At 62.9% G+C, this 14684-nt stretch carries 16 protein-coding genes and 2 pseudogenes; 4 read left to right on the top strand and 14 right to left on the bottom strand.

Features of this window, described 5'->3' with window-relative positions; genetic code table 11:
• The first annotated feature begins 108 nt into the window (after positions 1 to 108).
• The gene (locus tag H2O14_RS20510; RefSeq protein ID WP_182829105.1) at positions 109 to 726 is read left to right on the top strand and encodes a helix-turn-helix domain-containing protein; all 618 of its coding nucleotides are present in this window, start codon (positions 109 to 111) and stop codon (positions 724 to 726) included.
• A gap of 5 nt (positions 727 to 731) precedes the next feature.
• Here H2O14_RS20510 and H2O14_RS20505 read toward each other — a convergent pair whose 3' ends face one another.
• The 11 genes and pseudogenes from H2O14_RS20505 to H2O14_RS20455 all read right to left on the bottom strand — a co-directional run bounded on the left by H2O14_RS20505 (position 732) and on the right by H2O14_RS20455 (position 7295).
• The gene (locus H2O14_RS20505; RefSeq protein WP_182829104.1) at positions 732 to 1106 is read right to left on the bottom strand and encodes a hypothetical protein; all 375 of its coding nucleotides are present in this window, start codon (positions 1104 to 1106) and stop codon (positions 732 to 734) included.
• Positions 1085 to 1498, bottom strand: coding sequence for a HEPN domain-containing protein (locus tag H2O14_RS20500; RefSeq protein WP_182829103.1), 414 nt, complete (start codon positions 1496 to 1498; stop codon positions 1085 to 1087). Before H2O14_RS20500 ends, H2O14_RS20505 begins: the two co-directional genes overlap by 22 nt.
• 114 nt (positions 1499 to 1612) lie before the next feature.
• Positions 1613 to 1954 carry a hypothetical protein gene (locus tag H2O14_RS20495; protein WP_210275483.1) on the bottom strand — a complete coding sequence of 114 codons (342 nt, stop codon included), beginning with the start codon at positions 1952 to 1954 and terminating at the stop codon, positions 1613 to 1615.
• 38 nt (positions 1955 to 1992) lie between these two features.
• Positions 1993 to 2418 carry a HEPN domain-containing protein gene (locus H2O14_RS20490; RefSeq protein ID WP_182829101.1) on the bottom strand — a complete coding sequence of 142 codons (426 nt, stop codon included), beginning with the start codon at positions 2416 to 2418 and terminating at the stop codon, positions 1993 to 1995.
• Positions 2419 to 2478: 60 nt separating this feature from the next.
• Complete coding sequence (gene arsK, locus H2O14_RS20485; protein WP_182829100.1) at positions 2479 to 3690, bottom strand: arsenite efflux MFS transporter ArsK; 1212 nt, start codon at positions 3688 to 3690, stop codon at positions 2479 to 2481.
• Positions 3687 to 4420 (bottom strand): annotated as a pseudogene (arsH, locus tag H2O14_RS20480) (arsenical resistance protein ArsH). The gene arsK and the pseudogene arsH overlap by 4 nt, the downstream one beginning before the upstream one ends.
• Positions 4413 to 4840: pseudogene (gene arsC / locus H2O14_RS20475) on the bottom strand (arsenate reductase (glutaredoxin)). Before arsC ends, arsH begins: the two co-directional pseudogenes overlap by 8 nt.
• A complete protein-coding gene (locus H2O14_RS20470; protein WP_182829099.1) occupies positions 4837 to 5529 on the bottom strand; it encodes an MIP/aquaporin family protein in 693 nt (230 codons plus the stop codon). Before H2O14_RS20470 ends, arsC begins: the two are co-directional and overlap by 4 nt.
• Before the next feature lie 3 nt (positions 5530 to 5532).
• Positions 5533 to 6042 (bottom strand): arsenate reductase ArsC, encoded by a 510-nt coding sequence (locus tag H2O14_RS20465; RefSeq protein ID WP_182829098.1) that lies wholly within the window; start codon positions 6040 to 6042, stop codon positions 5533 to 5535.
• Positions 6039 to 6401: a helix-turn-helix transcriptional regulator gene (locus tag H2O14_RS20460; protein WP_182829097.1), complete on the bottom strand. Its 363-nt coding sequence runs from the start codon at positions 6399 to 6401 to the stop codon at positions 6039 to 6041. Before H2O14_RS20460 ends, H2O14_RS20465 begins: the two co-directional genes overlap by 4 nt.
• Positions 6402 to 6476: 75 nt before the next feature.
• Positions 6477 to 7295 carry an AGE family epimerase/isomerase gene (locus H2O14_RS20455; RefSeq protein WP_312858683.1) on the bottom strand — a complete coding sequence of 273 codons (819 nt, stop codon included), beginning with the start codon at positions 7293 to 7295 and terminating at the stop codon, positions 6477 to 6479.
• A 496-nt stretch (positions 7296 to 7791) separates the two neighbouring features.
• Here H2O14_RS20455 and H2O14_RS27830 point away from each other — a divergent pair, with 496 nt between their 5' ends.
• Both H2O14_RS27830 and treY read left to right on the top strand, forming a co-directional pair.
• Complete coding sequence (locus tag H2O14_RS27830) at positions 7792 to 8169, top strand: alpha-amylase family glycosyl hydrolase (protein WP_246697469.1); 378 nt, start codon at positions 7792 to 7794, stop codon at positions 8167 to 8169.
• Positions 8112 to 10448 (top strand): malto-oligosyltrehalose synthase, encoded by a 2337-nt coding sequence (treY, locus tag H2O14_RS20450; protein WP_246697468.1) that lies wholly within the window; start codon positions 8112 to 8114, stop codon positions 10446 to 10448. Before H2O14_RS27830 ends, treY begins: the two co-directional genes overlap by 58 nt.
• Positions 10449 to 10623: 175 nt before the next feature.
• Here treY and H2O14_RS20445 read toward each other — a convergent pair whose 3' ends face one another.
• A complete protein-coding gene (locus tag H2O14_RS20445) occupies positions 10624 to 10926 on the bottom strand; it encodes a DUF2934 domain-containing protein (RefSeq protein WP_182829096.1) in 303 nt (100 codons plus the stop codon).
• 267 nt (positions 10927 to 11193) lie between these two features.
• Here H2O14_RS20445 and H2O14_RS20440 point away from each other — a divergent pair, with 267 nt between their 5' ends.
• Positions 11194 to 12960, top strand: coding sequence for an SLC13 family permease (locus H2O14_RS20440; RefSeq protein WP_182829095.1), 1767 nt, complete (start codon positions 11194 to 11196; stop codon positions 12958 to 12960).
• Here the strand turns inward: H2O14_RS20440 and H2O14_RS20435 are convergent.
• The gene (locus tag H2O14_RS20435; RefSeq protein WP_182829094.1) at positions 12953 to 13705 is read right to left on the bottom strand and encodes an endonuclease/exonuclease/phosphatase family protein; all 753 of its coding nucleotides are present in this window, start codon (positions 13703 to 13705) and stop codon (positions 12953 to 12955) included. The two genes, H2O14_RS20440 and H2O14_RS20435, sit on opposite strands and share 8 nt — an antisense overlap.
• A 43-nt stretch (positions 13706 to 13748) precedes the next feature.
• Positions 13749 to 14552, bottom strand: a complete 804-nt coding sequence (locus H2O14_RS28995; protein WP_312858637.1) for a hypothetical protein — start codon at positions 14550 to 14552, stop codon at positions 13749 to 13751.
• Between the last annotated feature and the right edge of the window lie 132 nt (positions 14553 to 14684).

Raw genomic sequence — 14684 nt, 5'->3', positions numbered from 1 at the left:
AATTTTTCATGTGAACAGAAAGCTAGCGCGAATTCTTCAGAATGCAAGCATGAAAATCTTGCATGAAATTTTCATGAGGATTAGGTTGGCGGCATCGAAAGAGGTTCCATGCCCCCACGTCCGCTGCTCTCCCAGGAAAACGCGCTTCAACCCGCCGGCGGCGCCGGGATCGACGAAAGCGTGATCGGCGGCCAGATCCGCGAATTGCGCAAGATGCGCGGCAAGACGCTGCAGCAGATCGCCGATGCGGCGGGGATTTCGGTCGGCTATCTCAGCCAGATCGAGCGCAACCAGTCGCAATTGCCGATCGGAGTGCTGCGCAAGATCTGCGATGCGCTAGATGTGCACATGAACTGGTTCTTCCAGCCCGCCGATGATGCGCCGGCCGAGGAGCGTGACATCGTCGTCCGCGCGGAGAACCGCCGCCGTCTCACCTTCACCGGCCTCGGCATCCAGGAAGAACTGCTCTCCCCCAATCTCGGCGGCCCGCTCGAGCTCCTCTATTCCACCATCGAACCCGGCGCCGACAGCGGCGACTACAGCCACAACGGCGCCGAAGCCGGGGTGGTGATCTCCGGCGTGCTCGACCTCTGGGTCGGCGACCGCTTCTTCCAACTCAAAGCCGGCGACAGCTTCGCCTTCGACAGCACCGAGACGCATCGCTGCGCCAATTCCGGAACCGAGCCGGTCAAGGCCGTGTGGGTGATCACGCCGCCGCATTATTGAGGTGGCTAGAGATTGGAGCGAAGCAGGACGCCTTCGGGAACATATATGCCATTTACCGTGTTCCCGCTTAGATTGGCGTTTATTATGCCAGGCGCATGAATAAATTTTGCCATATCTTTAACAAGCGGCTTATCGGCAGAAACAAATTCAACACTCCCGACATCAATCCCAGGCATTTCGTCCTGGTAGGAGTTTATAGTGCTGGAGACCACCCTGTAGAACTCCCGTTTGTCTTTCATGTCATGTCCTGGGACCATCCAGAGCCGCCAACTGTTTCCATCTGAAAATTTTACCCACATCGCAAAACGCGGCGACGCGGAAGTTTCATCCAGACGGCGCACGAGAGACTGTCCGCTCTTTACCAAAAGGTTTTGATCCATGGCAGCACTCCATCATTTGGATCAACAATTGCCGAAATCAGATACTGAGCTTCACCTTTGGTTTTGGTCTGGTACCGAGATTGCTCGTCCCATTCAGTAACGATTGCCCAATTAGCGGCAGCTGTTGCGTTCCTATTTTGAAAATTTCGAAGTTCTAGGCTCAGTCCGGCTTGCTTTATCAGTTCGCGAAGATCGTGGGTATAAGTCGCTAATACAAATCTTTTGTCCGGAATATCGTGCCGGCTAAACTGCAACGCGATGCACGCCTTGAGCGCAAATTCCACAGAGTAGCCCGCGAGATAAAAAGCGTTCGAGTAACTCTCGCTTTCGTACAGGATACGAGCATCCTCAAGTTTAACGTCTGACAAACTTTCAAAATCCGATTTTCTCATTCACTCCTCCGCCACTTCGAAATAGAGTTACGAATGCGATTTTTCAAATTAAATCAGACATATAAGAGCACATAAGAATATATCCCTAGCCCATCAGCTGGCGACTGCAGCAATTCATTCCGCCGGAACCGATCGCCTCTCCATACCCGTCAGGGTCTGTTCGAAGGCGCGCTGAAGAGCGCGCGCCTCAGTCTCGGACGGAGCAGCGCTCGATGCGCGGTATATTACAGGAGGTTTGGAAGCCGACCCGACATCCGCCGACACCGCACCGTCCACGCTCCTAAGATAAACGTCTTCCATCGAAAGCGGAAACGCCCCCAGTTCGAACGCCCTGATCAGCAATTGATAGGCTTTTCGTCGTCCGGCGCTGTCGACTAGGCTTGAGACCAGACAAAGCTTCCAAGCTTCGAGCGCCTCATCATAGGCCCACATGGCCGACTGCACGCCCAGGCGCATCTCTTCCAGCCCCTCGAGCGTTGCTCGACCGTCGGCGATCAGTTGCGGAGATAGATCTTTTCGAGCCATGGAAATATGCCTTTGCTCGGGTTGAAGGCCGCCGACATCAGGTCGAGCGCCTCGGCTTTGCTGGTTTTGACGCCAGGAAATCTCGCATTGCTGTTCCAGTCGCGCGCAGTCAGCCAGTTCGCGTAACGTATTCTGTCCGTCTTCAGTCCACCGATTTCGACCTCAAGTTTAGCATGTTCGGCGATCACTTCAAGCTGATGCCATTTCGCGCCGCGCGCCTGTTCCGGCATCAGAGCCAGAGAGTTGCGGCGGAGATAGAGCGCTTTGAGAGCGAATTCGAGGCTTTGACCTGCATGGTGATAGCAGGCGCGCCACCGCTCGGCCGCCATCAAGACAGTGGCCGTATCCTTCTCCTCTTTCGCATAGGCCCACCACTCATCCGCATCGCCGCGCATGGCGTGAGCCTAAACAGAACGACACGCCAATACAACCCATAAGGGAATATTTAACGCTTATCAAAGCAACCGCTTCAACTGCAAAAAACACCCCGCAGCCAGAAAGCCCACTCCCGCCATGACTCCGAGCGCCAGCGTCGGGCCGGACCAATGCATCAGGAGCGAGAAGATATAGGGCGCGGCCGCCGAGGCGCCGAGGCGCCAGCCGGACATGCGGCCGGTGATCTCGCCGTAACCGTCGGAGCCGAACAGCCAGAGCGGCAGGGCGCCGGCGGCGATGGAGTTGATGCCGGAGCCGATGCCGAGGCAGATGGCGAAGAGGCCGGCCCCGATCAATCCGCCGCCCGAGACGAGCAGCACGACCACGGCGCCGGCCATGAACAGGCCCGAGAGCAGCGACAGGGTCAGTGGGCTCAGGCGCGCGCCGAACACCATGTTGATCAGCCGGCTGAGCACTTGCGACGGACCGAACAGCACGCCGATCGATACCGCCGCAGCGCCCAGCCCGAGCGCCGTCAACAGCGGCACCATATGCACCAGCATGGCCGAGAGCGTGAAGCCTTGGAGCGCGAAGGCCGCCGCCGCCAGCCGATAGCCCGCCTCACGTTCGCTCTGCTTGAGGACGCCCACCACCTTGGCGGCCGCCGACCGCGTCACGCCGCGTGCGGCGTCTGTGCGGCGACGGATCACCACGAACAGATGCGCCGGCGCGCAGAGGCCGAGATTGAGCGCGGCGAACAGAAGATAGACCTCGCGCCAATCCAGATAAAGATGCAGCCAGGTCGTGAAGGGCCAGAACAGCGAGGAGGCGAAACCCGCCATCAGCGTGAGATAGGTGATGCTGCGGCCGGCGACGCGCGGGGCTATCTCGACCAGCGCCGCAAACGCCGCCTGATAGAGCACCAGGCCCGCGGCGACCTGTGAGGCCACGACGCCGACGCCGAACAAAAGAGGATGAGGCGCAAGCGCGGTCAGCGCCAGCAACGCCGCCGACAGCATGGAGCCCCAGGCCATCATGCGGCTCGCGCCGAACCGATCGAGCAGCTTGCCGATCCAGGCCGAAGCGAAGCCGCCCGCCATCAGCGCAGCGGAAAACAGGCCGAACACGACATCGTCCGACCAACCGAATTCGCGCCCCATATCGGGCGCGAGGATCGAGAAGCTGTAATAGAGCGTGCCGTAGCCGACGATCTGCGTCAGGCCGAGCGTGGCGATGATCAGCCGCGGCAGGGCCTCGGCCTCCGCGCGAAGGCCGACGGCCGCCACGCTCATAGAGATTTCAGCGTCACCCGCTCCTCCAATTTATCCGCCGCTTCTTTCCGCTCGCTGTAACGATCGGTGAGAAAGGGGATATATCACGGGTGAGAAGCGTAAATTTCATCAATTCTTCGCATACGTCGACCACGCGTTCGTAATAGGACGACGGCTTCATGCGTCCGTTCTGATCGAACTCGGTCCAGGCCTTGGCGACGGAGGACTGGTTGGGAATGGTGATCATCCGCATCCAGCGCCCGAGAATGCGCATCTGGTTGACGGCGTTGAAACTCTGCGAGCCGCCCGACACCTGCATGACCGCAAGCGTCTTGCCTTGCGTCGGCCTGACGGCGCCGATCGACAAGGGTATCCAGTCGATCTGCGCCTTCATGATGCCGGTCATCGCGCCATGCCGCTCCGGGCTCACCCAGACCTGACCTTCGGACCACTGAGAAAGATCGCGCAATTCCTGCACTTTGGGATGCGACACAGGCGCGCCGTCCGGCAAAGGCAGCCCTTCGGGATTGAAGAAACGAACCTCTGCGCCGAAATGCGCGAGCAGTCGCCCCGCCTCCTCGGCCAGCAGGCGGCTGTAAGACACCTGCCGCAGCGAACCATACAGGATCAGGATGCGCGGCTTATGCGTCGAAAACGGCCGGCGCAACGCGTCGAGATCGGGCAGGCGGAGATGGTCCAACGCCGCGGCGGGCAGATCGGACGCGTGAGGCTCGGACGGCTGATCAGACAAGGCGCTTCCCCTGATCGTCCAGAATCAGTTCGCCGTCTTCCTTGGCGAAGGAGCCGGTGAAGGTGTCGGGCAGAATGTCTAGCGCCTTCTCCGACGGACGGCAGAGGCGCGTGCCGAGCGGCGTGACGACGAAGGGCCGGTTGATCAGGATGGGATGCGCCAGCATCGCATCGAGCAATTGATCGTCGGTGAGTTCGGGATCGTCCAGACCGAGCTCCGCATAAGGCGTGCCCTTCTCGCGAATCGCTTCGCGCACAGTCAGGCCAGCATCGGCGATCATCTTCAAGAGTTCGTCGCGGGATGGCGGCGTCTTGAGATAGTCGATTACGGTGGGGACGATGCCCGCATGTTCGATCAGCGCCAGCGTGTTGCGCGAGTGCCGCAGGCGGGGTTGTGATAGATGGTCGCAGTGAAGCTCACACTGTTTCTCCCATGGGTTTTTCAGGATGAACGGGACGCTCGGCGAACAGCCAGCGGCAGAGCGCCAGCGCCAAAAGCGCGCCGATCAGTTCGGCGAGGATGAAGCCCGGCAGGTCGATTGGACGGATGCCGGAGAAGGTGTCGGTCAGCGAGCGGGCGATCGCCACCGCCGGATTGGCGAAGGAGGTGGATGCGGTGAACCAATAGGCCGCGGTGATATAGAGCCCGACCAGCGTCGGGATCTGTTCGGGCCTGTGACGCAAGCCGCCGAGAATGGTGATCACCAGCCCCGCCGTCGCCACCAGTTCTGCGAACCACTGCGCGCCGCCGGTGCGGACTGTGGCGGAGGCGGCCAAAAGCGGCAGATCGAACATCAGATGCGCAACCATAGTCCCGGCGACGCCGCCAAGGATCTGCGCGCAGATGTAAAGGCCGGCGTCACGGACGGCGATGTCGCGCCTGAAGAGGAAGATCAGCGTCACGGCCGGATTGAAATGCGCCCCCGAGATCGGCCCCAGCAGCGTGATCAGCACGAACAGGATCGCCCCTGTCGGGATGGTGTTGCCGAGCAGCGATATGGCGACGTCATCGCTCAGACGGTCGGCCATGATGCCGGAGCCGACGACAGTGGCGACGAGCAGCGCCGTTCCGAGCGTTTCGGCGACGAGGCGCCGTGAAAGATCGGTCATGGATCACACGGCCTCGGACAGGGAGCGGCCGATATCGCGCACGCGGCTTTCGGTCGTCAGTCGGTCGAGGCTGGAGAGCGGCAGGCTGACGAATGCGTTGACGCGATTGCCGAGCATACGATGGGCCTCGGCAAAAGCCAGACGCTTTTCGCTTTCGCTGCCTTCCGCGGCGGCGGGATCGGGAACGCCCCAATGCGCGGTGATCGGATGACCCGGCCAGATCGGACAGGATTCGGCGGCGGCGCTGTCGCAGACGGTGAAGACGAAATCCATCTGCGGCGCGCCCTCGGCCGAGAACTCCACCCAGCTCTTCGAACGCGCCTGGCTGACGTCGTAACTCAGGCTGCGCAGCAGATCGAGCGTGTAGGGATGCACCTCGCCCTTGGGCTGAGAGCCCGCGGAATAAGCGCGAAACCGCCCCTTGCCGGCGCGGTTGAGCAGCGCCTCGGCGATGATCGAACGGGCGGAATTGCCCGTGCAGAGGAAGAGAACATTGTAGATCTTGTCCGTCATGACGCTCCCCCAATGGTCGTTGCGGATGGAATGCAGCAGGCCGCGGCGTCGAGAGCCGGCGCGCAGATGTCGGGATGGCCGGCGCAGCAGTCGCGCATCAGAAACTGCACGAGCGCGCCGAGCGCAGAATAATTGGCCGTGTAGATGATCGAGCGCGAGGCGCGTTCCGACACGATCAGCCCGGCGCGATCGAGTTCCTTGAGATGGAAGGAGACGTTGGAGGCGGAGACGCCGGCGCGCTCGGCGATGTCGCCGGCCGCCAGCCCGTCCTTGCCGGCCACCACCAGCATGCGCACGATGCCGAGCCGGGTCTCCTGCGCAAGCGCGGCGAAGGCTGAAAGCGCGTCCTTGTCATCCATGATTCAACATTCCTATGATTCTTGAAATATCGAATAAATGAAATGCCGGCTTTTTGCAACAGCCGACGCGCTTGTTCAGATTTCGCGGGTGACGAGCTCGGCGACGGCCGACCAGACGTGATAGAGCGAGCTGCCCGGCGCGGAAGTCGCCACCATCTTGCCATCGAGATCGAAGCAATCGCGCCAGAAGCCGTTCGGGCCGCCGGTCATATAGACGTCGAGAAGATCCGTAGCCGCCTTATCCGCCAGTCCCCGGTGCTCGCTTTCGGGATTGGCGAGGCCGAGCATCAGATGCGCCTTGACGCGCTCCGCCTGCGCCCAGAGCCTGCGGGTCCGCTTGCGCGGCCGACCGTCAGGACCGACTTCATCGATCAGAAAGCCGCTCTGCGCATCCTGGCCGAGCCTCAGCGCCGTCGCCAGCAGGCGCGCCGCGAGATCGCAATGATCGCCGCCCGCCAGTTCGTCATAACGCCGGATGAGCCAGACCCATTCGGCCATATGTCCCGGTTCGAAACGGTCGGAGCCCAATTCGGACGATAGCCGCCAGAGCGGGCCGAAGAACTCGCGAAGAGCGCCCATCTCCTCGTCGAAGAACCGCGTCTTGAACAGATCGAAGAGTTCGCCGGCGCGGGCGGCGTGGCGAGGATCGCAGCCGGTGTCCCACAGCGCGATCATCGCCTCGAAACAATGCATATGCGGGTTCTGCCGACGCGGCAGCGTCCCCAGATGATCTTCCGCCCAGCCGCCGCCAGGGGCTTTGAACGTGACATCCATAACCGCGAGAGTCTCGGCGATCGCCTCGTCATAGGCGGATTTGCCGGTGGCCTCTGCGAGCCAGGCCTGCGCCAGCAGCACGCAGGCGTGATCATAGAGATCTCGGACGGGATCGGTGATTTTTCCTCCGTCAGGCTGATGGCGCGAGCGAAGCCGGGCGCATCCCCCGCCACCCAGGCTATGCGTCTCAGATGTTCATAGGCCTTCTCCGCCTTTTCCAACCCGTCGGCAGGGCCGACGCCGAGGGCCGCCGCCTGCGCATAGACATAGATCTGCCGCGCCGCCGTGCGGATGCGCACGACGCCGCTCCTGTCCTGCGCGCCGTCGAGCTCCAGCCCCTCGACGAACTGCCCTGCCCTCTCATCAAAAGCCGCATCGAGCCAGGCGGGCAGGACGCGGTCGATGAAATCCTGGCGGAGACGGATGAGAGACATGGGCTTTCCCTGGATTGTTCGGCGGCGGAATTTAGCCCGCCTTTCCTGTCGCCACAATGAACGGATGGAGACATGGTGAATGGTGCGACGCAAAATATTCCATCCGCTGCCGGCGACGAACGGGAACCGGCTTTGATCCTGAGAGTTTCGATCCGCGCCCCTCCGAAATGGAACCTTGCTTCATGACGTTTCCCACCGCCACCTACCGCCTGCAGTTTCGCAACGGCATGACCTTCGATCGCGCGATCGATCTCGTTCCCCATCTCAACCGGCTCGGCGTCAGCCATCTCTATTGCTCGCCGATTTTCACCGCCGCCGCCGGCTCCACCCATGGCTACGACATCGCCGATCCCAATGAGATCGATCCGGACCTCGGCGGCCGCGACGGCTTCGACCGTTTGGCCAATGCGCTGCGCGCCGCCGACATCGGCGTCATTCTCGACATCGTGCCCAATCATCTCGCCGCTTCCCTCGACAACGCCTGGTGGCGGAGCGTCGTGGAATGGGGGCCGAGAGCCCCTATGCCCGTCATTTCGACATCGACTGGAGCCAGCGGCTGACCCTGCCTTTCCTGTCGACGCCGCTCGAGGAGGCGGCAAGGCTCGACGAAGCGCATCTGGCTTTCGACGCAGACCAGGGCGTGCTGGCCTTTTCCTTTTACGGCAGCGCCTATCCGCTCACTCCGAGCAGTTACGCCGCCGCCCTCTCCGGCATGTCGGGTCCCGGCCTCCGGGAAATACTGGCGCTCGCCGCCGCCGCCCGGCCCGACAATTCCGACGACTTTCACGAGGCGATGCGGCAGGCGCTCACCGGGGCGACCGATCTCAACGCCGCGCTTCGCAGCGCGGTGTCGCCGGAACGACTGGTCGAGATCGTAAGGCTCCAGCCTTGGGCGCCCATCCAGTGGCAGAAGGCGGCGAGCGGGCTCAGCTATCGCCGCTTCTTCGAGATCACAGGTCTCGTCGGCCTCAGGGTGGAGGACGAGGCCGTGTTCGAGGACAGTCACGCCCTCATTCTCGATCTGGTCGAAAAAGGCGTGGTCGATGGGCTGCGGGTCGATCATATCGACGGGCTCGCCGATCCGGAAGCCTATCTCGTCAAGCTCCGGCAGCGCATTGGCCCCAACACCTATCTCGTGGTCGAAAAGATCCTCGAACATGAAGAGCAGTTGCCGGCGCAGTGGCCGGTGCAGGGCACGACCGGATACGAAGTGATCGCCACCACGGCGCTGGCGCTCGCGCCCGACGATCTCGAGCCGCTCGATCGCGCCTACTCTGCTCTCGCTGGGCGCGATTTAGATCCGCAAGCCGAGTTTCGGACGGCGCGCCAGTTGATGATCGACGTCAATTTCGAAGGCGAAGTCAAGGCGCTCGAGCGCATGGCCGTGGATCTCGCCGCCTGCGAGGAAGACTGTTCGACGCCGGACCCCGAGGGCATGAGCAGGGCTCTGCGCGAGCTGCTCGCCGCCTTTCCGGTCTATCGCACCTATGGCTCGAAGTCCGGCCTTCGCGCGCAGGACGCCGATGTGCTGCTGAAGATCTTCGAGCGCCTCTATCGCCAGGCCGACGGGACAGACGCGGCCAATTTGCGCTGTCTCCAAGCCATTCTACGCGGCGACATGCGACCGGAAAACCTCGAAGACGCCGTCCGTTTCCGCACCCGCATTCAGCATCTCACCGGCCCCCTGCTGGCAAAAGCGCTCGAGGATACGTTCTTCTATCGCTATCACCGACTGCTCGCTCTCAATGAGGTCGGTTGCGACCCCTTCATCGCCGGCGGCTCCGTCGAGCATTTTCACGCCCGCATGAAGGAGCGCGCGTTACGCCAGCCGAACGGTCTTTCGGCGACCTCGACGCATGACACCAAGCGCGGCGAAGACGCCCGCGCCCGTCTCTTCGCGATCGCCGAAGCGCCCGACGTCTGGGCCGACGCCGTCTCGCGCTGGCGCAAGATGAATGCGAACGGCGTCGTCCAGCTTCCGGATGGGCCTGCGCCGGAGCCCGAGGTCGAATGGATGATCTATCAGGGGCTGGCCGGCGCATGGCTGCTCGGTGAAGACGGCGAAAGCGAAGCCAGCCTCTCCGCCTTCCGCGACCGTTTCCTCGCCTATGTGGAGAAGTCCGTGCGGGAAGCCAAACTGCGCGGCAACTGGTCCGACGCAGGCAACGATTATGAAAAAGCCGTCCTCGCCTATGCCGCCGGCTTGTTCTCACCGGAGGCCGCCGCCTTCCGCGCCGATTTCGAGACGACGCTCCTGCCCTTCGCCCGCGCCGGTCTGATCAACAGTCTCACCCAGACCTTGATCAAGCTGGCCGCCCCCGGCATTCCCGACATCTATCAGGGATCGGAAGGGCTGGACTTCTCTTTGGTCGATCCCGACAATCGCCGTCCGCTCGACGTCGACGCGCTGACGGCGCTGGAGGCATCCGACGCGCCGCCTGGCTGGCCCCGGACGGCGGCGGATCTCGCGGCGCAGAAATACCGCTTGGTCGCCGACATGCTGTCGCTCCGCAAACGGGCGCCGGCACTGTTTGCGGACGGTCATTACGCGCCCCTGTCGGTGGAAGGGCCGGCTAGCGCCCATGCCGTCGCTTTCGCCAGGATGATGGGAGAGACGGCGTTGATCGTCGTCGCGCCACGCCTGCCGCTCGTCCTGATGCGCGACGGCGACGGCGCAAGGGCGTTCCGCGAGGCAACATTGCCTCTTCCCGCCGACTTGGCGAGCCTAACATTCACGTCGATGACGTCAGGGGAGACTGTCGCAGTCGAAAACGGAGCGGTGTCGCTAAATCATCTGTTCGACGACGCGCCCTACGCCGTGCTTCTGGCGGTGCCCTGACGAAGACGACATGCATACGAAAGGGGACCGCCGTCACGGGCGGTCCCCTTTCGCGTGAGGATATGGTCTTGTTGGGAATACGGCGCTGTGAGCGCCAATCGTTCGGCGCGCCGACAAATGGCCCGATCCGCGGCGTGGGCGCGCCGCGGCGGAATGCGATTGAGAAGTGATCCGATCAGGTCGCGGGGGCTTCCTTGGTCTTCCGAGACGCAGGCTTTTTGGTGGACGTCGCTTCGTCGGACTTCTTGGCGGCCGCGGCGGGTTTGGCGGCGGCCGGTTTCTTCGCCGCGGGTTTTTCGGCCCCCTCCGGCTTCTTGGCGGCGCGCGGCTTGGCGGACTTGGCCGCCGCCTCGTCCTCGGCCTCTACATCAGCGACCGCCTGCGACCAATGCGCTTCGTGCAGGCCGTCCGGCTGTCCAGCGCCTTCCCAGATCTGGTGAGCACGCTTGCGGATACGGTCCTCTTTGGTGTCTGTCATGCTGTGAACTCCCCATCGTCGGGCTCTGAAAGGATGTCGTCGCTATCGGCGGCGGCTCCCGCCTGCCGCGGCCGGCTAACGGTTCAAGCCTGAAGTTGTTCCACGCTCAACTCATGCGCTCCAGGTGGAATCGAGCATATGCTAGCAGGTGCGAGATGGAAACAGCGGCGCCGCAAAATGCCGGATTTTGGACAGGAACATTGCTGGATTGACAGCGTTGACCCGCGCATTTACGCCTTGAGCTCGATTGGTCTGGATCGGACACGCATGACAACTCCCCAACTGCTCGCTCTCGGCGTCATCGCGCTCATGATGGCCGTGTTCATCTGGGATCGCGTCCGCTACGACGTGGTGGCCTGCGGCGCTCTGGCGCTGAGCGTCATCGTCGGGATCGTACCCGCCGACAAGGCCTTTTCGGGCTTTAGCGACGACATCGTCATCATCGTCGGATCGGCTCTGGTGGTCAGCTACGGCGTCGCACGGTCCGGCATCGTCGATCTCACCATCAAACGCTTCTTTCCCAACCTGCAGACCGTGCATGCGCAGCTCGCGCTGCTCATTCTTTCGGTCGCGATCCTCTCCGCCTTCATCAAGAATATCGGCGCTCTCGCCATCATGATGCCGGCCGCCTTCCAGTTCGCCCGCAAGAGCGGCAAATCGCCGTCGCTCTATCTGATGCCGATGAGTTTCGGAGCGCTGCTCGGCGGCCTCATGACGCAGATCGGCACCTCGCCCAACATCGTCGTGTCGCGGCTGCGCCAGGAGTTGACCGGCGAGACCTTCACCATGTTCGACTTCACGCCGGTGGGCGCGGCGCTGACCGTGGTCGGCGCCGCCTTCCTGATCTTCTTCCACTGGATCCTGCCCGAGCGGCGCAACGAAAACCCGTCCCTCGAGGAATCGCTCGACAGCAAGATCTATTCGACGGAAGCGACGGTGACCGACGAGTCGCCGATCAACGGCAAGGCGCTGAGCGACCTGCTGCAATATGGCGATCGCGAAATCGTCGCCACCGCCGTGATACGCGGCCATACCCGCATGACGCCGTTTCCGGATCTGGTCATGCATACGGGCGACACGATCATTCTCGAAGGCAGCCCCAACAATCTCGATCGCGCCGTGCTCGGCGCGAAACTGAAGCTGCAGGGATCCCGCGCGCTGGTCAAGGACCGCGCCGACCTGATCTCCGTCGAAGCGGTCGTCACGCGGGAATCCTCGTTGGTCGGCCTGTCGGCGCGGCAATTGTCGCTGTCGAACCGGCGCAACGTCAATCTGCTGGCCGTCAGCCGCCAGGGACACCGCCTGTCGGAACGCCTGTCGGAACTAGTGCTGCAGGAAGGAGACGTCATCGTGCTGCAGGGCAGCCGCGCCACGCTGCCGAGCGTGCTGCAGGATTTCGCCTGCCTGCCGCTCGCCCAGCGCGACATTCTGCTGGGCTCCACCCGCCAGGCCTATCTGCCGGTGATCATTCTGGCGGCCGCCATGGGCGCGACCGCGATCGGCATCGCCTCGGTGCCCGTCGCCTTCTTCTGTTCGGCGCTGGCCATGGTGGTCTTCGGCGTCATTCCGCTCGCCGATGTCTACAAAGCCTTCGACGGGCCGATCCTGATCATGCTCGCGGCGCTCATCCCGGTCGCCGATACGCTGAGGACGTCGGGCGCGAGCGAAATCCTCGCCCATAATCTCGGCGAACTCGCCCATACCATGCCGTCTTGGGGCGCGCTGACCTTGATCCTGGTGACTGCCATGGCGGTGACGCCGTTCCTCAACAATGCCGCCACCGTGCTGGTCATGGCGCCCATCGCCGCGTCTTTCGCCACCACGCTCGGCTACAAGCCGGAAGCCTTCCTGATGGCGGTGGCGATCGGCGCGGGCTGCGACTTCCTCACTCCGATCGGTCACCAGTGCAATACGCTGGTCATGGGTCCCGGCGGCTACCGTTTCAGCGATTATCCGAGGCTCGGCCTGCCCCTGTCGTTCATCGTGGTGATCGTGAGCGTTCCGATGCTGCTCTGGGTCTGGCCGGTCAGCTGAGCAGTTCGAATTCGGCGACGATCGGCAGGTGATCGGAGGCTTTTCGCGCCAGCGGCGTATCGATCACCCGCGCGTCGATCAATTTCAGCCGGTTGTTGTGAAAGACATGATCGAGGCGCAGCAGCGGCCATCGCGCCGGAAACGTCGCCCGCCAACGACCCTCTCTGCGCGGCGCGGCGACCGTCATCGAACGTGAAATCACCCGGAATGCGCGCGAACTCGGAACCGCGTTGAAATCGCCGAGCAGCAGCGTCGGCGCGCGGCGGCAGCGCTCATGGCCGAGCCATCCGGGACCGAGAAGCGTTTCGGCCTGCAAGGTCCGCTCCGGCGAGGACAGGCCGAAATGGGTGTTGAACACCTGTAGCTTCCGGCCGTGCACGTCGATCTCGATCCACAGCGCGCCGCGCGGCTCTCCGCGGGACGGCAGCGCCGCGGCGCGGTGCAGCGTCGACGGCAGCGCCGTCAGAAGGGCGTCGCCATAGCGCTCTTCCTCGACATGAAGCGCCGGATGGAAATGAGACCGCATCTTCAGATGAGCCGCGATCACCTCGGCCTGATCTATGCCGCCCGATCGCTTGCGACCGACATCGAGTTCCTGCAACGCGATGACCTCGGCGCCGCTCTCGGCGATGACCTCGGCGATGCGCTCCGGATCGTGTCGGCGATCCGAACCGCGGCAGCTATGCACATTATAGGTGAGCGCGCGCAAAATGCGCCGGGCGGGAATGTCCTTCGACGTAAGCATGCCGGGGAACCCATTGCGGCCGGATTCGTTCCCTTCCCACACTTCAGGAGACCGGCGGTCCATGTTTCTTAAATATCTCGCGCGCGCCATTTTCGTCCTCGCCATCCTCGGCGCGATATACCTTCTCGTGCGAACGCTCCGGCAATATTCGTTCGATGAAATCCTTACGACGCTCGCCTCGATACCGGTCAGCCATTTGGCGATCGGCCTGGGCTTCGCCGCCTGCTCCTATTTCTGTCTCGCCGTGGGCGACTGGCTGGCGACGCGCTACGCCGGCAAACCGTTGAAATTCCGCCAGACCGCGCTGGCGTCTTTCGTCAGCCTGTCGATCGGCCACAATGTCGGCGTGGCGGCGCTGTCGAGTGGAGCGGTGCGCTACCGCTTCTATTCCCGCTGGGGCCTCGATGGCGAAGCCGTGGCCAAGATCATCCTGTTCTGCGGTGTGACCGTCGCGCTCGGACTGTCGACGCTGGGATCGATCGGCATGGCTTTGCGGCCCGAAGACGCCGGCGACATGATGAAGCTCGATACGAGCACGATCCGCATGCTGGCCGCGGCCTTCGCCGTCTTCCCGGTCCTCTACCTCGTGCTCTGCGCCGTGCTGCGCAAACCGCTGCGCATTCGCTCCTGGAGCATGAAGCTGCCGCCGATGCGGCTGGCGCTGGCGCAGGTGGCGGTCGGCACGATCAACTTCTCCTTCGTCTCCGCCGCGCTGCACCAGATGCTGACGGCCTTTGCTCCGGCGAGCTATCTGAAAGTCGCCGCCGCCTCGATCACCGCCAATATCGCCGCGATCATTTCGCATGTTCCGGGCGGCCTCGGCGTGTTGGAAGCCACGATCGTGCATATCCTGCCGGGCGCCTCGTCGATCGCCGCCGTCATCGCCTTCCGCGTGGTCTACTATTTCATTCCGCTCGCCTTCGGCCTCGCCTTGCTGGCGATGAGCGAACTTCTGCTGAAAAAAGAAGGCGGCGGGCTA

It is taken from the genome of Rhizobium sp. G21 (genome assembly GCF_014158035.1).
Taxonomy (GTDB): Bacteria; Pseudomonadota; Alphaproteobacteria; order Rhizobiales; family Rhizobiaceae; genus Rhizobium_E.
Note: the sequence above shows the minus strand (reverse complement) of the source record. Positions and strands in the feature narration are given on the sequence as shown.